18 protein-coding genes are annotated in these 20,519 nt (G+C 72.4%); 3 read left to right on the forward strand and 15 right to left on the reverse strand.

What is annotated here, in order from left to right; genetic code table 11:
• Positions 1–85 precede the first annotated feature (85 nt).
• The gene (locus tag BLT97_RS10020) at positions 86–1,186 is read left to right on the forward strand and encodes an amidohydrolase family protein (protein ID WP_093609018.1); all 1,101 of its coding nucleotides are present in this window, start codon (positions 86–88) and stop codon (positions 1,184–1,186) included.
• 306 nt (positions 1,187–1,492) lie between these two features.
• On the opposite strand, the gene BLT97_RS10025 is transcribed toward BLT97_RS10020, so the two are convergent.
• Together BLT97_RS10025 and rpe are read right to left on the reverse strand one after the other, a co-directional pair.
• Positions 1,493–2,539 carry a sugar-binding transcriptional regulator gene (locus BLT97_RS10025; RefSeq protein WP_093608466.1) on the reverse strand — a complete coding sequence of 349 codons (1,047 nt, stop codon included), beginning with the start codon at positions 2,537–2,539 and terminating at the stop codon, positions 1,493–1,495.
• Between the two features lie 230 nt (positions 2,540–2,769).
• Positions 2,770–3,456: a ribulose-phosphate 3-epimerase gene (gene rpe, locus BLT97_RS10030; protein ID WP_093608467.1), complete on the reverse strand. Its 687-nt coding sequence runs from the start codon at positions 3,454–3,456 to the stop codon at positions 2,770–2,772.
• 286 nt (positions 3,457–3,742) lie between these two features.
• Here rpe and BLT97_RS10035 point away from each other — a divergent pair, with 286 nt between their 5' ends.
• Positions 3,743–5,878: an MMPL family transporter gene (locus BLT97_RS10035; protein ID WP_245769264.1), complete on the forward strand. Its 2,136-nt coding sequence runs from the start codon at positions 3,743–3,745 to the stop codon at positions 5,876–5,878.
• Between the two features lie 113 nt (positions 5,879–5,991).
• Here BLT97_RS10035 and BLT97_RS10040 read toward each other — a convergent pair whose 3' ends face one another.
• Together BLT97_RS10040 and fmt are read right to left on the reverse strand one after the other, a co-directional pair.
• Positions 5,992–7,425, reverse strand: coding sequence for an RsmB/NOP family class I SAM-dependent RNA methyltransferase (locus BLT97_RS10040; RefSeq protein ID WP_093608469.1), 1,434 nt, complete (start codon positions 7,423–7,425; stop codon positions 5,992–5,994).
• A 234-nt stretch (positions 7,426–7,659) separates the two neighbouring features.
• On the reverse strand, positions 7,660–8,592 hold the full coding sequence (gene fmt / locus BLT97_RS10045) for a methionyl-tRNA formyltransferase (protein WP_093608470.1): 933 nt from the start codon (positions 8,590–8,592) through the stop codon (positions 7,660–7,662).
• 291 nt (positions 8,593–8,883) lie between these two features.
• On the opposite strand from fmt, the gene BLT97_RS10050 reads away from it, so the two are divergent.
• Positions 8,884–9,444: a hypothetical protein gene (locus BLT97_RS10050; RefSeq protein WP_093608471.1), complete on the forward strand. Its 561-nt coding sequence runs from the start codon at positions 8,884–8,886 to the stop codon at positions 9,442–9,444.
• 257 nt (positions 9,445–9,701) lie between these two features.
• On the opposite strand, the gene BLT97_RS10055 is transcribed toward BLT97_RS10050, so the two are convergent.
• The 11 genes from BLT97_RS10055 to BLT97_RS10100 all read right to left on the reverse strand — a co-directional run bounded on the left by BLT97_RS10055 (position 9,702) and on the right by BLT97_RS10100 (position 20,491).
• Complete coding sequence (locus BLT97_RS10055) at positions 9,702–11,873, reverse strand: primosomal protein N' (RefSeq protein ID WP_093608472.1); 2,172 nt, start codon at positions 11,871–11,873, stop codon at positions 9,702–9,704.
• Between the two features lie 335 nt (positions 11,874–12,208).
• Positions 12,209–13,417, reverse strand: coding sequence for a methionine adenosyltransferase (metK, locus tag BLT97_RS10060; RefSeq protein WP_093608473.1), 1,209 nt, complete (start codon positions 13,415–13,417; stop codon positions 12,209–12,211).
• Positions 13,418–13,787: 370 nt separating this feature from the next.
• The gene (gene coaBC / locus BLT97_RS10065) at positions 13,788–14,990 is read right to left on the reverse strand and encodes a bifunctional phosphopantothenoylcysteine decarboxylase/phosphopantothenate--cysteine ligase CoaBC (protein WP_093608474.1); all 1,203 of its coding nucleotides are present in this window, start codon (positions 14,988–14,990) and stop codon (positions 13,788–13,790) included.
• A gap of 124 nt (positions 14,991–15,114) precedes the next feature.
• Positions 15,115–15,387 carry a DNA-directed RNA polymerase subunit omega gene (rpoZ, locus tag BLT97_RS10070; RefSeq protein WP_004948662.1) on the reverse strand — a complete coding sequence of 91 codons (273 nt, stop codon included), beginning with the start codon at positions 15,385–15,387 and terminating at the stop codon, positions 15,115–15,117.
• A 46-nt stretch (positions 15,388–15,433) separates the two neighbouring features.
• On the reverse strand, positions 15,434–15,991 hold the full coding sequence (gene gmk, locus BLT97_RS10075; protein ID WP_093608475.1) for a guanylate kinase: 558 nt from the start codon (positions 15,989–15,991) through the stop codon (positions 15,434–15,436).
• Positions 15,992–16,029: 38 nt separating this feature from the next.
• Positions 16,030–16,353 carry an integration host factor gene (locus BLT97_RS10080; RefSeq protein WP_005319887.1) on the reverse strand — a complete coding sequence of 108 codons (324 nt, stop codon included), beginning with the start codon at positions 16,351–16,353 and terminating at the stop codon, positions 16,030–16,032.
• A gap of 220 nt (positions 16,354–16,573) precedes the next feature.
• Complete coding sequence (locus tag BLT97_RS38890; RefSeq protein ID WP_342742723.1) at positions 16,574–16,993, reverse strand: beta/alpha barrel domain-containing protein; 420 nt, start codon at positions 16,991–16,993, stop codon at positions 16,574–16,576.
• A complete protein-coding gene (locus BLT97_RS38980; protein WP_218137296.1) occupies positions 16,939–17,529 on the reverse strand; it encodes a beta/alpha barrel domain-containing protein in 591 nt (196 codons plus the stop codon). The genes BLT97_RS38890 and BLT97_RS38980 overlap by 55 nt, the downstream gene beginning before the upstream one ends.
• Positions 17,526–18,407: a dihydroorotate dehydrogenase electron transfer subunit gene (locus BLT97_RS10090; RefSeq protein WP_093608476.1), complete on the reverse strand. Its 882-nt coding sequence runs from the start codon at positions 18,405–18,407 to the stop codon at positions 17,526–17,528. Before BLT97_RS10090 ends, BLT97_RS38980 begins: the two co-directional genes overlap by 4 nt.
• 141 nt (positions 18,408–18,548) lie before the next feature.
• Positions 18,549–19,391 carry an orotidine-5'-phosphate decarboxylase gene (gene pyrF / locus BLT97_RS10095; protein WP_093608477.1) on the reverse strand — a complete coding sequence of 281 codons (843 nt, stop codon included), beginning with the start codon at positions 19,389–19,391 and terminating at the stop codon, positions 18,549–18,551.
• The gene (locus BLT97_RS10100; RefSeq protein ID WP_093608478.1) at positions 19,388–20,491 is read right to left on the reverse strand and encodes a quinone-dependent dihydroorotate dehydrogenase; all 1,104 of its coding nucleotides are present in this window, start codon (positions 20,489–20,491) and stop codon (positions 19,388–19,390) included. The genes pyrF and BLT97_RS10100 overlap by 4 nt, the downstream gene beginning before the upstream one ends.
• Positions 20,492–20,519 lie beyond the last annotated feature (28 nt).

Here is a 20,519-nt window from a genome sequence, read left to right on the forward strand (position 1 = left end):
TCCCGGACGCATCGACGACCCGACGGCTGACGCGCCGCCCGTGAGCGCGGCGCCCGCGAGTGCCCCATCCGTGGACGCACCGCCCGTGAGCACCCCGGCCCGCCCCCTCCTCCTCGACCACCACTGCCACGGCCTGGTCCGCCGCGATCTGAGCCGGGCCGATTTCGAGGCGTATCTCACCGAGTCCGCCGACCCCGCCCCGCCGGGCACCAGCTTCTTCGACACCCAACTCGGCTTCGCCGTGCGCCGGTTGTGCCCGCCGGCGCTGGGCCTCGACCCGCACTGCCCGCCCGATGCCTACCTCGAGGCACGCTCCCGGATCGGCTGGCAGGAGGCCGCCCGCAGGCTGCTGCGCGCTGCGGACATCTCCGAGTACCTGGTCGACACCGGCCTGCCCGGCGACCTCACCCCGCCCGGGGAACTCTCCGCGCTCGCCGGCTCACCGGCCCGCGAGATCGTCCGCCTGGAGCACCTGGCGGAGTCGCTCGCCCGGGCCACCACGGATCCCGACGCGTTCCTGGAAGCGTTCGCGGAGTCGGTGCGGCAGGCGGCCCGTACGGCCGCCGGTTTCAAGTCCGTGGCGGCCTACCGCCACGGCCTCGCCCTGCCGCCCGAACCGCCCGGCCGGCAGGCCGTCCGCGAGGCCCTCGCCCGCTGGCTGCCCGCGCGCGGCGCCCGCCTCACCGATCCCGTACTCCTGCGTCATCTGCTGTGGTCCGCGGCCCGGACGGGACGCCCCCTCCAGCTGCACACCGGCTTCGGCGATCCGGATCTGCGGCTGCACCGGGCGGATCCGCTGCTCCTGACGGAGTTCATCGAGGCCGTACGCCCGACCAGGTGCACCCTCGTGCTCCTGCACTGCTACCCGTACCACCGCCAGGCGGGCTATCTGGCGCAGGTCCACCCGCACGTCTACGCCGACGTGGGCCTGACGCTCGGGCACACGGGGGCGCGGGCGGCGGCCGTCCTCGCGGAGTTCCTGGAGCTGGCGCCGTTCGGAAAACTGCTCTTCTCGACCGACGCCTACGGACTGCCCGAGCTGTATGTGGCCGGTGCGCGGCTGTTCCGCGAGGCCGTGGCGGAGGTCGTCGGCGGCTGGGCCGCGCGTGACCTGTGGTCGGCTGCCGACGCCGACCGGGTCACTGACCTGATCGGCGCCGGAAACGCGAGGCGGATTTACGGGTGACGACCTGAGGTCCCGAGGCCCCGTCGGCCGGCCCGTGCGCGCAAGACCACGTCCATGGGCCTGCCTCGCGCGCGAGGCCGACCTCGCCGGATGCCCGTACGCCGGGCCTGCGCATGAATCCCGTACGCCAGGCCTGCGCGCTCAATCCCGCACGCCAGGCGCCGCGTCAAGCCCCACTGCCGGACCGCGCGCGAAACCCGCCTGCCGAGCCGCCGCATGAAGCCGTCCGCCGGACCTCCGCATGCAGCCCCCCGCCGGACCTCCCCGCACTGCCCCTCCGGGCCCCCGGGAAGCCCTCCCCCAGCCCTACTCCCCGTCCGGGTCCGCCCGGTCCAGGGCGGGCTTCGGGGCGGAGCCGGCCGACAGCAGGTGGTCCGCCGCGGCCGTGTCCGTGACCAGGCTGGTCACGAGCCCGGAGCGGAGCACCGCGTCGATGGCCGCCGCCTTGCGCTGACCGCCCGCGATGGCCACGACCTCGGGGATCCGGCGCAGCCGGTCGGCCTCGACCGTGATGCAGCGCTCGCCCAAGTCACGTCCGACACGGCGGCCGTCGGCGTCGAAGAGGTGCGCCGACATCTCCGCGGCGACGCCGAGCGAGGCGTAGTGCGCCCGCTCCTCGTCGCTGAGCATGTCGTGCACGGTCGAGATGCCCGGCTCCCAGGAGCCGATGGACACACACGCGACGGTGACCTTGTCGAAGTACTCGAAGGCCCGCGCGATGCCCGTCTGGTTGCGCAGCGCGGCTGCCGTGGCCGCGTCGGGCAGCAGCATCGGCGCGTAGATCGGGTGCGCGTCGCCGCCGGAGACCTGGGCGGCGCGGCGGACCGCCTCGACGGACCCGCGCTCGGCGGTCCCGGCGTCGTACACACCGGTCAGCTGGACCACGGTGCACGGCGGCAGCCGGTCGAGCGCGGCCGCCATGTGGATGGTGGACCGGCCCCAGGCCAGACCGAGCACATCGCCCTCGTTCACCAGCTCGCCGAGCAGGTCGGCCGCGACCTCGCCCAGGTTCTCGGGGTCGGGCGACTGCTCCTCCGACTCGGCGGGCGACTCCACGACGACCGCGTGCCGCAGGCCGTAGCGGGCCCGCAGCTTGTCGGAACGCTCGGCGTCCAGCTCTGCCGGGACCCTGATCTCGATCCGTACGAGATCTCTTTCGAGAGCGGTCTCCAGGACCCGCGCGACCTTGAAGCGGCTGACGCCGAACTCCTCCGCGATCTGGATCTTGGACTTGCCCTCCAGGTAGAAGCGGCGCGCCATGGCTGCCGCCTGCACCAGCTCAGCGGGTCCCATCCGCAGGGCTGGCCTCCCCGCTGACATGCCCGTCACGGCGATCTCCTCACTGCTGTTCACACGCTGTATTGAGGCGAGCCACTGGGCGACTCGCCGTTCATCCTTGCAGATCCGGCGGTGCTTGATCAGTCCTGATGGGCTGCGTTCGGTACGGAACCCGCCCGTTCATCTCCCGCCGGCCTGCGCGACACCCGCAGACCGCTTACCGAGGGTGTCCGGTCAGTGACCCCAGCCGCAGGGCGGTCGGCGACCGCAGACCCAGGCCGCTCGTTGGCCGCAGACCCAGCCGGTCAGTGACCGCAGGCCCAGGCCGCCGATGCGGTGGCCGTCTCGGCCTTGGCGCGCAGGGCGCGGACGGCCGCGGCCGGGTCCGGCTGGCTGTACACGGCGGAGCCCGCCACGAACACGTCGGCGCCCGCCTCGGCACAGCGCTCGATGGTGGACTCGGCGACCCCGCCGTCCACCTGCAGCCACAGCTCCAGGCCGTGCTTGGCGATCAGCTCACGGGTGCGACGGATCTTGGGCAGCATGATGTCGAGGAAGGCCTGGCCGCCGAAGCCCGGCTCGACGGTCATGATCAGCAGCATGTCGAGCTCCGGGAGCAGGTCCTCGTAGGGCTCGATGGGGGTAGCCGGCTTGAGCGCCATGGAGGCGCGGGCGCCCTTGGCGCGGATCTCCCGCGCGAGCCGTACGGGCGCGGCGGCGGCCTCGACGTGGAAGGTGACGGAGGAGGCCCCCGCTTCGACGTACTGGGGTGCCCAGCGATCGGGGTCCTCGATCATCAGGTGGCAGTCCAGCGGAGTGTCCGTCGCACGGCTCAGGGACTCTACGACCGGGACGCCGAGTGTGAGGTTCGGGACGAAGTGGTTGTCCATGACGTCGACATGGAGCCAGTCGGCGCCTTCGACGGCCTTTGCCTCGTCGGCGAGGCGGGCGAAGTCGGCGGACAGGATGCTGGGACTGATCTGAACGGCCATGCCCCAAGCCTGCCATGTCCGGGGAGCGTTGCCCTCCGCGGTAGCAGGCCCAGGACCCATAGGCCCGGATTCCGCCCCGGATCACGGTCCGCCGTGCCATTCTGTCGCCCGGCGATCGTGGCCGTTATGTGGGGTGGGCACCTATTTGGGGGGATGCGTCGTGCCGGACGCGCAGAGGGACGCGAGCAAAGACGCGAGCAAGGCCGCGAACACGGACTCGGAGCGGGACCCGGGGACGGCGGGCAGCACCGGGGAAGCACCGCCCGCCGCGGGCCAACGGCGCGGTGTGGCCTGGCTCGTGTGCGGCAGGCGCTCGAAATGGGTCGTGCTCGTGCTCTGGCTCGTGGCCATCGTCCTGATGTCGCCGCTCGCCCAGAAGCTCACCGACGCCCAGGACAACGACAACGCGTCCTGGCTGCCGGGCGACGCCGAATCCACCCAAGTCCTGGAGCTGGCCGAGGACTTCCGGCCCGAGCAGTTGCCGGCCGTGGTCCTCTACGTACGCGACGGAGGACTCACCGAGGCCGACAAGGCGAAGATCGCCGAGGATGTCGCCGCGTTCAAGAAGCTGACCGACCACGGGATCCGCGGCACCGAGACCCAGGGCCCCTTCGAGTCCGAGAAGGACCCGGCGGCGGCCGCCCAGGTCTTCGTGCCGATCACGATGGACGAGAAGGGCTGGGAGCGGATCGCGCCCGCGGTGGACTCGCTGCGCGAGGTCGCGGGCGACGGGTCCGGCGGTCTCAAGGTGTACATGACGGGCCCGGGCGGCACCTCTGCCGACTTCTCCGAGGCCTTCGAAGGCATCGATTCCACGCTGCTGTTCGCCGCCATGGGCGTGGTGATCGTGATGCTGCTCATCACCTACCGCAGCCCCTCCCTCCTGCTCGTCCCGCTCTTGTCCGTGGTGGGCGCGCTGTTCACGGCCCAGGCGATCATCTATCTGCTCGCCGAGAACGCCGGGCTGACCGTGAACGGGCAGAGCGCGGGCATCCTCACCGTCCTCGTCTTCGGCGCGGGCACGGACTACGCACTGCTGCTCGTCGCCCGCTACCGCGAGGAGCTGCACCGGCACGCCGACCGCCACGAGGCCATGGCCCTCGCCCTGCACCGCGCGGGCCCGGCCGTGCTCGCCTCGGGCGCGACCGTGATGCTGGGCATGCTGGTGCTGCTGTTCGCCGAGATGAACTCCACCAGCGGCCTCGGCCCGGTGGCCGCCATCGGTGTCGCCGTCGCCCTGCTCGCGATGCTGACGCTGTTCCCGGCGCTCCTTGTCATCTTCGGCCGCTGGATCTTCTGGCCGGTGATTCCGCACTACGACACGGCCGAGCCGACGGAGACGGGACTGTGGGCCCGTATCGGCCGACGTATCGCGATCCGCCCACGGGCCATCTGGGCGGCGACCGCGATCGTCCTCGCGGCGCTCTCGCTGGGCCTCATGCAGCTGCGGGCCGAGGGCCTCAGCAACGCGGACGCGTTCACGGACACCCCCGACTCCATCGTCGGCCAGCAGGTCCTTGAGGAGCACTTCGCGGCCGGCTCCGGCGACCCCCTGTACATCGTGGCGTCCGCGGCGCAGGGCGAGGCGGTGGGCCGCGCGATCGCGGACACCGACGGCGTGGTCGATCAGTCGATACGGCCGGTCGCGGGCGCGAAAGCCGAGCACGACGGCCGGATCCTGCTCGAAGCGACCATGGACTCGCCCTCCGACAGCGCCGAAGCGAAGGACACGGTCGAACGTGTCCGAGACGCGGTGCACGCGATCCCGGACGCGGACGCCAAGGTCGGCGGCAACACGGCGGCGCTCCTCGACATGGACGAGGCGACCACGCATGACAACGTCCTGATCATCCCGCTGGTCCTCCTTGTGGTCTTCCTGGTCCTGATCGTGCTGCTTCGCGCGCTGATCGCGCCGCTGCTGCTGATCGCGACGGTGGTCCTGTCCTTCGCGGCCGCCCTCGGCATCAGCGCGCTGGCCTTCCGATACCTGTTCGACTACGCGGGCGAGACCACGGACTTCCCGCTCTTCGTCTTCGTGTTCCTGGTGGCGCTCGGCATCGACTACAACATCTTCCTCACCACGCGGATCCGCGAGGAGGCCCTGCGCAAGGGCACCCGTCCCGGCGTCCTGACGGGCCTGTCGGCGACCGGAGCGGTGATCACCTCGGCGGGTCTCGTCCTGGCCGGCACGTTCGCCGCCCTGGCGACCCTGCCGATGGTGGCCTTCGCCGAGATCGGCTTCGCGGTCGCCCTGGGCGTCCTCCTGGACACCTTCGTCGTCCGCTCGGTCCTGGTCACGTCCCTGTTCCTGGACGTGGGCGGGAAGGTGTGGTGGCCGCATCCGCTGGCGAAGGAGGACCCGGGACGGGTGCCGTCACCGAGGGCAGAGTCGGCGTCGGCTGAACCGGCCGTGCGGGATTGAGAGTTGGGGGCGTACCCGGCTGCGCCGCAGGCAGCGGCCTCGAAACGCGTCCGGGCCCCTCGACCGAGGTCGAGGGGCCCGGACTCACGCCCACACACCGTCCGTACGACCGCTCAGGCAGTCCGCCGGATCAGCGCCAGATACATCGCGTCCGTGCCGTGCAGATGCGGCCACAGCTGGACGTCCGGGCCCTCGCCCAGGGCCGGCACGTCCGGCAGCAGCGGCCGGGCGTCGATGAGTTCGGCGCCCGGGGTGCGCTTGAGGACGTCGTCCACCACCGCGCGGGTCTCGGCCAGGTGCGGGGAGCAGGTCGCGTAACCGACGACTCCGCCCACCCGTACGGCCTCCAACGCCTCGGTGAGCAGGGCCCGTTGGAGCGGCCCGAAGCCCTCCAGGTCCTCGGGGCGGCGGCGCCAGCGGGCCTCGGGGCGGCGGCGCAGGGCGCCGAGTCCGGTGCAGGGCACGTCCATCAGGACCCGGTCGAAGGTGCCGGGGCGCCACGGCGGCCGGGTGCCGTCGGCGGCGATGGCCTGGTACGGGCCGGGGTTTCCGCGCAGCGCCTGGGCGACCAGGCCCGCGCGGTGCGGCTGCTTCTCGGAGGCCAGCAGGAACGCGCCGCGCTCGGAGGCGAGTCCGGCCAGCATGGCCGCCTTGCCGCCGGGGCCCGCGCAGCCGTCGAGCCAGCGGGTGTCGGAGCCTTCGACAGGCGCGTTGGCGAGGGCGAGCGCCACCAGCTGGCTGCCCTCGTCCTGCACGCCGGCCCGTCCCTCCCGCACCGGTTCGAGCGCCCCGGGCTCGCCGCCCTCGGTGAGCCGCACGGCGTACGGGGACCAGCGGCCGGGCACGGCGGTGTCGGCGGGCAGCGCGTCGAGCAGCTCGGTGCCGGTGATGCGGCCGGGGCGGGCCACGAGGGTGACCTCGGGCCGCTCGTTGTCGGCTTCGAGCAGGTCCTCGATGCCCGCGCGGCCGCCGCCGAGCGAGTCCCACAGCGCGGAGACGACCCAGCGCGGGTGCGAGTGCACGATCGCGAGGTGGTCCTCGGGATCCTCGTCGTAGGGCGGCGCCACCTTCTCCAGCCAGCCGTCGAGGTCGTCGCCGGCGATCCGCCGCAGCACGGCGTTGACGAACTTGGCGCGGCCGTCGCCGAGCACCACACGCGCCAGTTCCACGGTGGCGGACACGGCCGCGTGCGGCGGGATACGGGTGCCGAGCAGCTGATGGGCGCCGAGGCTCAGGACGTCGAGCACGGGCGGGTCGACCTCCCGCAGCGGCCGGTCCACGCAGGCGGCGATGATCGCGTCGTAGGTGCCCTGCCGGCGCAGCGTGCCGTACACGAGCTCGGTGGCGAGGGCGGCGTCCCGCGCGTCGAATGTCCCGTCGGGCCCGTGCTTCTCGCGCGCCTTGCGCAGCAGCGGCGGCAGGACGAGGTTGGCGTAGGCGTCCCGCTCGTCCACCGCCCGCAGCGCCTCGAAGGCGAGGATGCGCACCGGGTCCTTCTGGGGGCGGCGGTGCTTGCGCGGGGGACGGCCGCGGGGCTTGTCGTTCACGTGAAGGTGCTCCGGATTCCGAATGGTTCAGGCCCTACCAGCGTACGGGCGGGCTCATGGCTCGGCCCGGCGCCGTCGGACGGTGCCGGGCCGGGGGCGGTGGGCGGTGCCGGGCCGGGGGCGGTGGCGGTGCCAGGCCGTGGGCCGGTGCGCGGCTCGGGGGCAGCGGCGGTGCCGGGACCGTGGGCCGTTGGGCGGCCCGGGGAGAGCGGCGGATCCGGCGGGGCCGTGCCGTCAGGCGCCGACCCGCTCCCCCTCCGCGATCCGTACGCCGCGCGCCCAGTCCGCCGCCTTCATCGGCTTCTTGCCCTGCGGCTGGACCCACAGAAGCTCGACGGCGTGCGAACCGGTGCCGACGTACACGTTGTTCTTGCCGGCGGCGACGGCTCCGGGCGCGAGGTCGGTGCGGTCGGTGACGGGGGCGGCGGCGATCAGCTTGAGCCGCTCGCCGCGGAAGACCGTCCAGGCGCCGGGCGCCGGGGTGCAGCCGCGCACCACGCGGTCGACGCGCAACGCGGGCGCGGACCAGTCGATCCGGGCGTCCTCGACGGTGATCTTCGGGGCGAGCGAGATCCCGTCCGCGGGCTGCGGCACGGCCTTGAGGCTGCCGTCCTCGATGCCGTCCATGGTCGCCTCGAGCAGTCCGGCCCCCGCGAACGCCAGGCGGGTGAGCAGGTCACCGCTGGTGTCGGTGGCCCGCACCTCCTCGGTGATCGTGCCGAACACCGGCCCGGAGTCGAGCCCTTCCTCGATCAGGAACGTGGACGCACCCGTGATCTGGTCCCCCGCCATGATCGCGTGCTGCACGGGCGCGGCACCGCGCCAGGCGGGCAGCAGCGAGAAGTGCAGGTTGACCCAGCCGCGCGCCGGCACGTCGAGCGCCACCTTCGGCAGCAGTGCGCCGTAGGCGACCACCGGGCAGCAGTCGGGGGCGATCTCGCGGAGCCGCGCGAGGAACTCCTCGTCGCGCGGCCGGTTCGGCTTGAGCACCTCGATGCCCGCCTCCTCGGCCCGTTCGGCGACGGGGCTCGCGACGAGCCGGCGGCCGCGGCCCGCCGGGGCGTCGGGCCGGGTGACGACGGCGGCCACCTCGTGCCGGCCGGAGGCGATCAGGGCGTCAAGAGCGGGGACGGCGACCTCGGGGGTGCCTGCGAAGACCAGCTTCATCGGTGGCTGAGTGCCTCTCGGGCGGGAACGTGACGAGCAGCGCACCAGTCTATGAGGCCGTCGGCCCGCGCGGGGCGCCCCGAGGTGCGTGCCCGGCCCGGCGGCCGCGCGGGACACCGCGCGACGGGCTCCCCGGGGGCGTGCAATCCGCCGCGCGCCCCGCGCATATGCGCATACGCCCCTCCACCGTGACCACATCCACGGCTGACGCGTTGGTCAAGAAAGAGTTGACCACATACGGGCCGCGATCGCGGCCCGATCCTTTTCAACGCCGGTTCGAGAGGCTTGTTCATGGCCGACCACGCAACCCACGACGCCCAGGCAAGGGCCAGCCTGCATCTTCTTGTGCGGGACATCGAGCGGGTCCGCCGGCAGGTGGACGCACTGCGCACCCTCACCGCCCAGTTGGGCAACGTCTACCGCCCGCGCCGCTCCGGCCCCTCCACGGGCTTCGTCGTGTACGGGCGCGCCCCCGCCCCCACCGTCCGTCTTGCCCAGGAGCTGCGGGACAGCGTAGAGACCCTGGTCACGGCGGCGGTGGACTTCGACCGTTCGCTCGGCTTCTCCTGGGACGCGGTGGGATCCGCGCTCGGGGTCACCAAGCAGGCGGTGCACCGCCGTTACGGAGCACGGCGTGCGACGGCTCAGGCCGCCGCCGAGGCCGAGCGCGCCGCCGACACCACGGCAGCGCGTCCGGTGGGCGTCGGTGCGGGCCTGCCCTCCGTGCCCGCCGCCCGCTCCATGCCGACCCAGCCCACCTCGGGCAGCCCGGTGCTGCGGGAGACCCCCGCGGGCCCGGTGCTGCGCGAGGACCCGCGTCCGGGCGCCTTCCCCGGCCCCCGCAACGGGTGACCGACTGAAAGGCAGCAGGACGCCGACCCTGCTGCCCTTCCCGTCGCTCCCGCCCACCGGGCCGGGCCGATCCCCCATTGCCCCCGCTCCAGGCGCACAGTGCCTGGAGCGGGGGCATTTTGGGCTGTTGCGGGTGCGGCGATCCGTACGCGGACGTGAGCCCGTACACGTACGCAAGCTCGTACACGTACGTGAGCCCGTACGCGAAGGCGCCGCCGCCACACCTCCGCAACCCCTGCGAGCGCCCCCGACTCGCCTCAGCCGATATCCGGCGGATCGATCCTGATCCGCACCCCGGACTCGGCGCCCGAAGCACCCGAAGCGCCCGCTCCCCGCGCCATCCGCCCCGCCTGCGCCGCCTTCAACGCGGCGGCGAGTGCGGCCCCGCTGCCCGGCCGCACCCGCACCAGCGCGCGCTCCCAGACCTCGCCGACCGGCACCGCGCCCGGCCGCCGCGGCTGCGCGGGATCGGAGACGGGCAGCGGTACGGGCCCCAACACCTCGGCGTCCGGCGGCAGTTCGACCCCGGCCAGGAACTCCGCGACCGCCTCCGGCCGCCCCGACACCGCGGCCATCCGCGACACGGGCGGAAATCCCAGCTCGGCCCGCTCGGCGAGCTCCCGCACGGCATGCCCCACCGGGTCCCAGCGCACGAGCGCCTGCACGGGCCGCAGCGTCGGCTCCCCGACCACCACCACGGTGCCCCCGGCGCTCTGTCCCCGGACGAGCGCGGAGGCGGCGATCCAGCGGCGCAGCGCGTCCTCGCCGGCGCGCAGATCCGGCCGGCCGAGCATCGTCCAGCCGTCGAGCAGCAGCGCCGCCGCGTATCCGCCCTCGGCCACGGGCTCGGCCCCCGGGGTGGACACCACCAGGGCCGGCTGGTCGGGCACGGACTCCAGGATGTGCTCGCGCCCGGAGGTGCGCACCGGCACGGACGGAAACGCCCGCCCCAGCTCCTCGGCGGTACGCCGCGCCCCGACGATCTGGGCCCGCAGCTTGAACGACCCGCACTCGGGGCAGTGCCACTCCCCCTCCGTACGCCCGCACCACGCGCAGTGCAGCGCTCCTGCGCCCTGGGCCTCCAGCGGTCCGGCGCAGTGCCGGCAGCGTGCGGGCTCACGGCAGCGCTCGCACGCGAGCTTCGGCACGTAACCGCGCCGGGGCACCTGCACGAGCACGGGCCCGTGCTTCAGCCCTTCCTTGGCGACCTGCCAGGCGAGCGAGGGCAGTCGTGCGGCCCGCGCCGCTGCGTCCCGGGCCACATCGCCGTCGCCGACGGTACGGACGAGGGGCGCGGCCCTCCGCACCTGCTCCCGGTCGGCGGTCAGCGGCTTCGCCCACCCGCTCTCGACGAGCTGTGCCGCCTCCACGGTGCAGCTCCAACTGCCGAGCAGGAAGGCGCACTTGTCATGGGCCGCACGCAGCAGCAGCACATCGCGTGCGTGCGGCTGCGGGGCATGCAGCTCGCTGTGGTTGTCGTCGCCGTCGTCCCAGATCGCGACCAAGCCGAGGTCCTGCACGGGAGCGAACATCGCGGCCCGCGTGCCGACCACGGCCCGCACGGAGCCGCGGCGCACGGCCAGCCACTCCTCGTACCGCTTCTGCGGACCGGCGTCCGCGGTGAGCAGCGCATGCCGGCCCTCGCCGAGTACGGAGGTGAGCGCGGCGTCGACCCGGCCCGCGGTCTTGCCGTCCGGTACGACGACCAGCGCGCCACGGCCGGACGCGAGCGTGGCGGCGACCGCCCGCGCCAGCTCCTCGGCCCAGTGCGGCCCCGGCAGCGCGTTCCACACGGCGCGCGGCGCCCCGCCCGAGGCGAGCGCGTCCAGGAAGGCGGGCCCCTGTCCGTAGCGCCCCCAGGTGCCGGGGGCCGGCTTCGGCGGGGCGGGCGGGGCCGGGGGCGAGGCCTTGGCCTCCGCCCGTGCGTTGCGCGGCGGGATGGCCAGCTGGAGCACGTCGGCGAGGCTGCCCGCGTACCGGTCCGCAACAGCCCGCGCGAGCCCGAGCAGCTCGGGGCTCAACACCGGCTCGGGCGAGACGACTTGGGCGAGTGCGGCCAGCGGCCCCGAGTAGTCGGATTCGGCGATCCGCTCGATCAGATAGCCGCTGATCAGCCCGCCGCCCTCGCGCCGCCCGCCGTGCACCCGCCCGCGCCCGGCCCCGAACCGCACCCGCACCCGCACACCGGGCCGGGCATCGGCGTCGAGCTCGGCCGGCACGGCGTAGTCGAAGTACCGGTCGAGGTGGAGGACGCCCTTGTCGACGAGCACCCGGGCCACCGGAAGCTCCGGGGCGAGGTCCGCGCCGCGCCAGGTGCGCGGCTTCGCCCGCGGCACGGCGGCCTTGCGCACGGTCTCCCGGATGAGCGCGAGCTGCTCCGGCGCCGCGTCCTGCGCGTCGCTGCCGGGCTGCTCGTTCTCGCTGCTCACAGCCCCAACTTAACCAGAAGCCACTGACACCGGACGCGCCCGAGATCCAGTCGGCGGCGGAACGCGCCAGGGGCGCAAGGGGTTTGCCTTGGGCCGCTCGGCCACACCGGCCCCGAAGGACCGGCGGCGGGATTCGAACCCGCGGGGCTTTCGCCCGAACCAGAAGGATCCGCTGCCTGCGCACCGGGCGCCCCGGTGTCGGCACGGCCACCGTAGCCACCGACTCCCGCCCACCGCACACCATTTCCCCACGGCCGCGCGATGGACTCACCGATGCCACGAGAACGGCCCCGGACCAGAAGGTCCGGGGCCGCCCCCGTACAGCCGACTGCCGCTTACAGGCCGGCGGCCTTGCGCAGCGCGTCCACGCGGTCCGTGCGCTCCCAGGTGAAGTCCGGCAGCTCACGGCCGAAGTGGCCGTACGCGGCGGTCTGGGAGTAGATCGGGCGGAGCAGGTCCAGGTCGCGGATGATCGCGGCCGGGCGCAGGTCGAAGACGGCCGAGATGGCGTCCTCGATCTTCTCCACCGGGACGGTGTTGGTGCCGAAGGTCTCCACGAACAGACCGACCGGCTCGGCCTTGCCGATCGCGTACGCGACCTGCACCTCGCAGCGCGAAGCGAGCTGCGCGGCGACCACGTTCTTGGCGACCCAGCGCATGGCGTACGCGGCCGAACGGTCCACCTTGGACGGGTCCTTGCCCGAGAAGGCGCCGCCGCCGTGGCGGGCCATGCCGCCGTAGGTGTCGATGATGATCTTGCGGCCGGTCAGACCGGCGTCACCCATCGGACCGCCGATCTCGAAGCGGCCGGTGGGGTTGACCAGGAGGCGGTAGCCCTCGGTGTCGAGCTTGATGCCGTTCTCGAGCAGCGCCTTGAGCTCCGGCTCGACGACAAACTCGCGGATGTCAGGCGCGAGCAGCGACTCCAGGTCGATGTCCGAGGCGTGCTGCGAGGAGACCACCACGGTGTCGAGGCGGACGGCCTTGTCGCCGTCGTACTCGATGGTGACCTGGGTCTTGCCGTCGGGACGCAGGTAGGGGATGGTCCCGTTCTTGCGCACGTCGGACAGCCGGCGCGAGAGACGGTGCGCGAGGTGGATCGGCAGCGGCATCAGTTCGGGCGTCTCGTCGGTCGCGTAACCGAACATGAGGCCCTGGTCGCCGGCGCCCTGCTTGTCCAGCTCGTCGTCGTCGCCCTCGACCCGCTTCTCGTACGCGGTGTCGACGCCCTGCGCGATGTCGGGGGACTGCGCGCCGATGGACACCGAGACGCCGCAGGAGGCGCCGTCGAAGCCCTTCTTCGAGGAGTCGTAACCGATCTCCAGGATCTTCTCGCGCACCAGCTGCGCGATCGGCGCGTACGCCTTGGTGGTGACCTCACCCGCGACGTGCACCAGACCCGTGGTGATGAGGGTCTCCACGGCGACGCGGGACGTGGGGTCCTCGCGAAGCAGCGCGTCGAGAATGGTGTCGCTGATCTGGTCAGCGATCTTGTCCGGGTGGCCCTCGGTCACGGACTCCGAGGTGAACAGACGACGGGACACAACGCTCCCTGGGGTTGCAGCGGCTGCTGGCTGATCATTGGCGGACCCGCCGGGAGCTGCGCCCGGCATGGATCCGTGACCAGTTTATCGGTCGCTTCCGGCCACCGGGCGCCGCGTCTCGCTTCCTGGATGCCCAGTGACCTGCGGCACTGCATTCTGCGATACGACGATCGGTCTTCGCCAGGGCTTCCACGTCCGAATTTCGGGGGTTTGAGGCGCCCGGGCGGGCGAATATCGACAACTTGGAGGTTCGCCGTAGCCGGACAGAGGGTTTTCGGGTCTACGGGTCTACTGGTCCACAGGTCTACAGGTCTACAGGTCTACAGGTCTACAGGTCTTCCTAGTCTCAACGCAGTCCTGTCTTCGAGACTCAGCGCAGTCGTGCGCCGACCAGATCCCACACCACGTCCGCGAGGGCTTCCTTCGGCCCGTACGGGACGGGCGTCTCGGATCCGTCGGCGCCGAGCACGACCGCCTCGTTCTCCTCCGACCCGAAGGTCTTGCGCTCGCCGACCTCGTTGACGACGAGGAGGTCGCAGCCCTTGCGCTCCAGCTTGGTGCGCCCGTTGGCGAGCACGTCGTCGGTCTCGGCGGCGAAGCCGACGACCACCTGGCCGGGGCGGGCGCGGTCGGCGGAGAGCTCGGCGAGGATGTCGGGGTTGCGGACCAGGGTGATCGTCGGGTCCGCCTTGTCGTCCCGCTTCTTGATCTTCCCGGGGGCGTACGCGGACGGGCGGAAGTCCGCCACGGCCGCCGCCATGACCACGGCGTCCGCGTCGGCCGCGGCCTTGAGCACGGCCTCGCGCAGCTGCACCGCCGTGCCGACGTGCACGACGTCCACCCCGGCCGGGTCGGGCAGGGCGGCGTTCGCGGAGACCAGCGTGACCCGGGCGCCGCGCGCGGCCGCCGTACGCGCGAGGGCGTAGCCCTGCTTGCCGGAGGAGCGGTTGCCCAGGTAGCGGACCGGGTCGAGCGGCTCGCGGGTGCCGCCGGCGCTCACCACGACATGGCGGCCCGCGAGGTCGGCCTCGGCGTTCCCCCGGGCGAGGACCCGGCGGCAGACCTCGAAGATCTCGCCGGGATCGGGCAGCCGCCCCTTTCCGGTGTCGACGCCGGTGAGGCGTCCGACGGCGGGCTCGATGACGACGGCGCCGCGGCGGCGCAGCGTCGCGACGTTCTCCTGCGTGGCCGGGTGCTCCCACATCTCGGTGTGCATCGCGGGCGCGAACACCACGGGACAGCGGGCTGTGAGAAGCGTGTTGGTGAGCAGGTCGTCGGCGAGGCCGTGGGCGGCCTTGGCGAGCATGTCGGCGGTGGCCGGGGCCACGATCACCAGGTCGGCGTGCTGGCCGATCCGGACATGCGGCACCTCGTGGACGTCGGACCAGACCTCGGTCGAGACGGGGTGCCCGGAGAGCGCGGACCAGGTGGCGGCGCCGACGAAGTGGAGGGCGGACTCAGTCGGCACGACCCGGACGTCGTGGCCCGACTCGGTCAGCCGGCGAAGCAGCTCGCACGCCTTGTACGCGGCGATCCCGCCGCTGACCCCCAGGACGACCTTCGGCTTGTCCACTGCCACTCCCCACTCCCCGTACGCGATGCGGCGCACGTATACCGGTTCGTACCCATGACACACCACAGGCCCGGCAGTCGCTCTGCCGGGCCTGAAGTGGAAGAACTGCTGGAAGCCAGCGCGACTACTGGGCCGGGGCCTCGATGGCCTCGGAGGTCAGCAGACCGGCGTTGATCTCGCGCAGGGCGATCGAGAGCGGCTTCTCGTGGACGTGGGTGTCCACCAGCGGACCGACGTACTCGAGGAGACCCTCGCCGAGCTGCGAGTAGTACGCGTTGATCTGGCGCGCGCGCTTGGCCGCGTAGATCACGAGGCTGTACTTCGAGTCGGTGGCCTCGAGGAGCTCGTCGATCGGCGGGTTGATGATGCCCTCGGGCGCGGTGATGGAAGAGGACACGCTCTACCTTCCGAAGAATCGAAAAGACCAGACAGGAAGAGCCTGATCACACAACGTTCATCAAGGCTAGCAGCTCGCGGGCCACGTCCTCGACGGAGGTGTTGACAAGGGTCGTATCGAACTCCGACTCGGCGGCGAGCTCGACACGGGCGGCGGCGAGACGGCGCTCGATGACATCGGCGGCCTCGGTGCCCCGGCCGGTCAGGCGGCGCACCAGCTCGTCCCAGCTGGGCGGAGCCAGGAAGACCAGCTGGGCCTCGGGCATCGACTCGCGCACGAGCCGGGCACCCTGGAGGTCGATCTCGAGGAGGACCGGCTCGCCGCGTTCGAGACGCTCGAGCACCGCGGCTCGGGGCGTGCCGTAGCGGTTGCCCGCGAACTCGGCCCACTCGAGCAGCTCGCCGTTGGCGATCAGCTTGTCCATCTCCTCGTCGGTGACGAAGAAGTACTGGACGCCGTGCCTCTCCCCGGGACGCGGCTTCCGGGTCGTCGCCGAGACGGAGAGCCAGACCTCGGGGTGTTCCTTGCGCATATGGGCGACGACCGTGCTCTTGCCGACTCCAGAGGGGCCGGAGAGCACGGTCAGCCGCGGACGTTCACTCATGCAGCGATTATCCAGGTTCTCAGGAGTGCCTGAGACCGTCAGGCGGCACCGCCGCCGAACTCTCGCTCCAAAGACGCGATCTGGTTGGAGCCAAGGCCCCGCACACGCCGGCTCTCGGAGATACCGAGACGCTCCATGATCTGCTTGGCGCGGACCTTGCCCACGCCGGGCAGCGACTCGAGGAGGGCGGAGACCTTCATCTTTCCGATGACGTCGTTCTCCTGGCCCTGCTTGATGACCTCGTGAAGGGAGGCGCCGGAGTGCTTGAGTCGATTCTTGACCTCGGCCCGCTCCCGGCGAGCCGCGGCGGCCTTTTCGAGCGCGGCTGCGCGCTGTTCAGGGGTAAGGGGCGGAAGAGCCACGCCTACGTCACCTCGGTTGTCGAACTGTCGGATACGGACCGGTGAGGAACCTGATCAGCCCCGCACCTGGGGAGCAACGAGCAAACTGCACCCGTGCACTCCCGACGGAGACTAGCGGCCAGGACCGCTCCAGTCAGCGAGAACAGCGGAAAAGTCCAGGTCAGCCTCTGCTGAACTATACATATCGGGCAATTCGCCCCCGATTTGGGGGTCGGGTCTTTCAATTAGTCGGATGCGCGCGGCCGATTGCCTGCTGCAACGATGTGAAATCCCGCGCCGCAAGAGCCGATTCGAGCTCGTCGAGTACGCGCAAGGGTGCGCCGGGGTCGTTGAACAGCACTGTGCCGAGGGCGACGCCCGAGGCGCCGGCGAGCACGAACTCCAGCGCGTCGCGTCCGGAGGTGATCCCTCCCATGCCGAGGATCGGCACCTGCCGGACCGCTCCGGCCCGCATCGCCGCGTACACCTGGTACACGCAACGGACCGCCACGGGCCGGATCGCGGGGCCCGAGAGGCCGCCGGTCGTCCCCGCGAGGTGCGGGCGCATCGTCTCGGTGTCGACGGTGAGGCCGAGCAGTGTGTTGATCATCGAGAGCCCGTCCGCGCCCGCCTCGGTGCACGCGGCGGCGATGTCGACGATCGAGGTGACGTCCGGGGTGAGCTTCGCGTAGACGGGGTGCGCGGGATCGGCCGCCTCGCGTACGGCGCGATTGGCTCGTACGAGGCGGCGGGATCGCAGGCGAAGACGAGGCCGCGGTCGGCCACATTGGGGCAGGAGATGTTGGCCTCGATGCCGACGACGCCCGGCTGTCCCTTGAGCCGGGCCGCCGCCTCGGCGAACTCCTCCGTCCGCTCCCCCGCCACCGACACGAGCACCCGGGCGCCCTGCTCGGCGAGCCAGGGCAGCTCGTGCGCGACGAAGTGGTCGATGCCGGAGCCCTGGAGGCCGATGGAGTTGAGCATGCCGCTGGGCGTCTCGGCCATGCGCGGGGTGGCCCGGCCGGAGCGCGCGTACGGCATGACCGTCTTCGTGGTGATCGTGCCGAGCGCGGACAGCGGCACGAACGGGTGGAGCTCACGGCCGTTCCCGGCGCAGCCGGAGGCGGTGCTGACGGGGTTGGGCAGGGTGACGGTGGCGCCGAGTGGTGCCGACATGTCGATAGAGGGCTTTGTCATCGTGCGCTCTCCCGTCCCGGGTGCATGGCGTCGGCGCCTTCGAGGTCGGGCGGCAGGGTGCCCGCGTCGTCCCAGCGGACCCGCGCCCCGTCGAAGACCGGCCCCGAGGTGCAGGAGCGCAGGAAGCGCGTGACGCCGTCCTTGCCGACCACGGGCAGCACACAGGTCATGCAGATCCCGATCCCGCAGGCCATCGCCTCTTCGACGGCGGTGTGGCTGCGCGCGCCTTCGGCGGTGGCGATGCCGGTGACGGCCTTGAGCATTGGCATCGGTCCGCAGGAGTGCACCTCGGTGGCGCCGAGCTCGCGGATCATGGCGGCGAGGGGCTCGGTGACCCGTCCCCGGGCGCCGTACGACCCGTCGTCCGTGACGACCGCCACGTGCCGGGTGAGGGAGCGGGCGAGGCCGACGCCGAAGAGCCGGTCGGCGGTGGCGGCGCCCAGGACGAATCCGACGCGTCCGCCGCGGTCGAGGATCCGCTCGGCGAGCGCGAACAACGGGGCGCTTCCGTAGCCGCCCCCGACCAGTACGGCACCGACCGGTCCGTCGGGCAGCGGGAACGGGGTGCCGAGCGGCGCGATCAGATCGACGGTGTCGCCGGGCCGGTGTCCCGCCAGCGCCCTGGTCCCGCGCCCGTGCTCGGCGAAGACGAGCTCGATGGTGCCGGCGGCGGGGTCGGCACGGTGGATGGAGAAGGCGCGCCGCAACAGCATGGCGGAGTCGCGGCCGCCGATGGCCAGGGCGGCGAAGTGGCCGGGCGAGACGCTCGCGGCGCTGTCCTCGGCGCGCAGCACGAGCCGGTGGTAGGCGCCGGCCGGGTCGAGCGAGAGGATCTCGGCCGTGCGCTGCACGGGCGTGGGACGGGGTTGCCGTGGCACGGGAGCGCTCCGTTCGGGGTCGCTGCATCTCCGTGTCCATGATCGGCCGCGGGGTGCCGTGCCGTACGCGCTCGGAAGTCCCGTACGACACGGCGAAGGTCCCGCTCCGCCAGGCGGCGTCCACAGCCGCCCGCACCTCGTCTAGGCGGCGTCCACAGCCGCCCGCACCTCGTCGGCGAACTGCGCCGCCGAAGACCGCAGCGCCGCCACCGAAGGACCGTGCCTGAGCACGCCGCGGCTCACGTTGGGCACGACGTTGCGCACGGCGGACCCGAACACCGACGGCAGGTCCGCGGGCGTCGCCCCCTGCGCGCCGATCCCCGGTGCGAGCAGCGGCCCGTTGATGTCCAGGTCGTACGAGGACAGGTCGCCGAGCGTCGCGCCGACGACCGCGCCGAAGGAGCCCATCGGGGCGGCCCCCGCGTTCTCCTCGGCCAGGTGCGCCAGCATCGTCGCGCCGATGGTGCGGCCGTCGGCGCGCACCGCGTGCTGCACCTCGGAGCCCTCGGGGTTCGAGGTCAGCGCGAGGACGAACAGTCCGGCACCGTTCTCGCGCGCGAGGTCCACGGCGGGCTTCAGGGACCCGTATCCGAGATACGGCGACACCGTCAGCGCGTCCGAGAACAGCGGCGAGTCCTTGCGCAGGAAGGCCTCGGCGTACGCGGCCATCGTGGAGCCGATGTCGCCGCGCTTGGCGTCCATGACGACCAGGGTCCCGGCCGAGCGCAGCTCCTCGACGGCCTTCTCCAGGACCGCGACGCCACGCGATCCGAAGCGCTCGAAGAACGCGGCCTGCGGCTTGACCACGGCCACGGTCTCGGCCAGCGCCTCGACCGTGGTGCGCGTGAAGGTCTCCAGGCCCGCGAGGTCGTCGTTCAGACCCCACGCGGAGAGCAGCGAGGCGTGCGGGTCGATGCCGACACAGAGCGGACCCCGCTCGTCCATCGCCCGTCGCAGCCGGCTGCCGAAGGATTCGATGCTCATGCGGAGACCTTTCGCGTGTCGGCGCCGACGGCTTCGGCGAGGGTGGCGTACGGGGAGGTGTTCAGGCGGGCGGCAAGTCCCTTGTGCATCGCGCGCATCCAGAACGGGCCCTCGTAGATGAAGGCGCTGTAGCCCTGCACCAGCGTGGCGCCGGCGAGGATCCGCTGCCAGGCGTCCTCGGCGTTCTCGATGCCGCCGACGCCGACGAGGGTGATCCGGTCGCCCACGCGCGCGTACAGGCGCCGCAGGACCTCCAGGGAGCGCTCCTTGAGGGGCGCACCGGACAGTCCGCCGGTCTCCTTGGTCAGCGCGGGGTCCGAGAGCAGACCTTCGCGGCCGATCGTGGTGTTGGTGGCGATGATGCCGTCGAGGCCGAGCTCCACGGCCAGGTCGGCCACCGCGTCGATGTCCTCGTCCGCGAGGTCGGGCGCGATCTTCACCAGGAGCGGGACGCGGCGCGAGGTGACGGTGCGGTCGGCGGCCTCGCGCACGGCGGCGAGCAGCGGACGCAGGTGGTCCACCGCCTGGAGGTTGCGCAGGCCTGGCGTGTTCGGCGAGGACACGTTCACGACCAGGTAGTCGGCGAACTGGGCAAGGCGCTCAGTGGACTTGACGTAGTCGCCGACGGCCTCGGCCTCGGGCACGACCTTGGTCTTGCCGATGTTCACGCCGACGGTGGTCTTGAAGACGGGGTTACGTGAGGCCAGGCGCGCGGCGACCGCGAGCGAGCCCTCGTTGTTGAAGCCCATACGGTTGATCAGCGCGCGGTCCGGGATCAGGCGGAACAGGCGCTTCTTGGGGTTGCCCGGCTGGGCCTCGCCCGTGACCGTGCCGATCTCGATGTGGTCGAAGCCGAGCATCGTCATGCCGTCGATCGCGACCGCGTTCTTGTCGAAGCCGGCCGCGAGTCCGAACGGGCCGTGCATGCGCAGGCCGAACGCCTCGGTGCGCAGCTCACGGAAGCGCGGGGCGAGCACGGCGGCGACGAAGGTGCGCAGGACCGGGACGCGGGCGGCGAGCCGGATCCAGCGGAAGGCCAGGTAGTGGGCCTTCTCCGGGTCCATGCGCTTGAAGACGAGGTTGAAGAAGAGCTTGTACATGTGGGTGTCCTCTAGGTAAGCCCCATGA

Source organism: Streptomyces indicus, from assembly GCF_900100315.1.
Classification (GTDB): Bacteria; Actinomycetota; Actinomycetes; order Streptomycetales; family Streptomycetaceae; genus Streptomyces; species Streptomyces indicus.

Coding starts and splice junctions, on each gene's coding strand:
- rpe (WP_093608467.1), bottom strand. CDS start 3,456: ATGGCCGTTCAGATCAGTCCCAGCATCCTGTCCGCCGACTTCGCCCGC.
- fmt (WP_093608470.1), bottom strand. CDS start 8,592: ATGAAGCTGGTCTTCGCAGGCACCCCCGAGGTCGCCGTCCCCGCTCTT.
- BLT97_RS10050 (WP_093608471.1), top strand. CDS start 8,884: ATGGCCGACCACGCAACCCACGACGCCCAGGCAAGGGCCAGCCTGCAT.
- gmk (WP_093608475.1), bottom strand. CDS start 15,991: ATGAGTGAACGTCCGCGGCTGACCGTGCTCTCCGGCCCCTCTGGAGTC.
- BLT97_RS38980 (WP_218137296.1), bottom strand. CDS start 17,529: ATGACAAAGCCCTCTATCGACATGTCGGCACCACTCGGCGCCACCGTC.
- pyrF (WP_093608477.1), bottom strand. CDS start 19,391: ATGAGCATCGAATCCTTCGGCAGCCGGCTGCGACGGGCGATGGACGAG.
- BLT97_RS10100 (WP_093608478.1), bottom strand. CDS start 20,491: ATGTACAAGCTCTTCTTCAACCTCGTCTTCAAGCGCATGGACCCGGAG.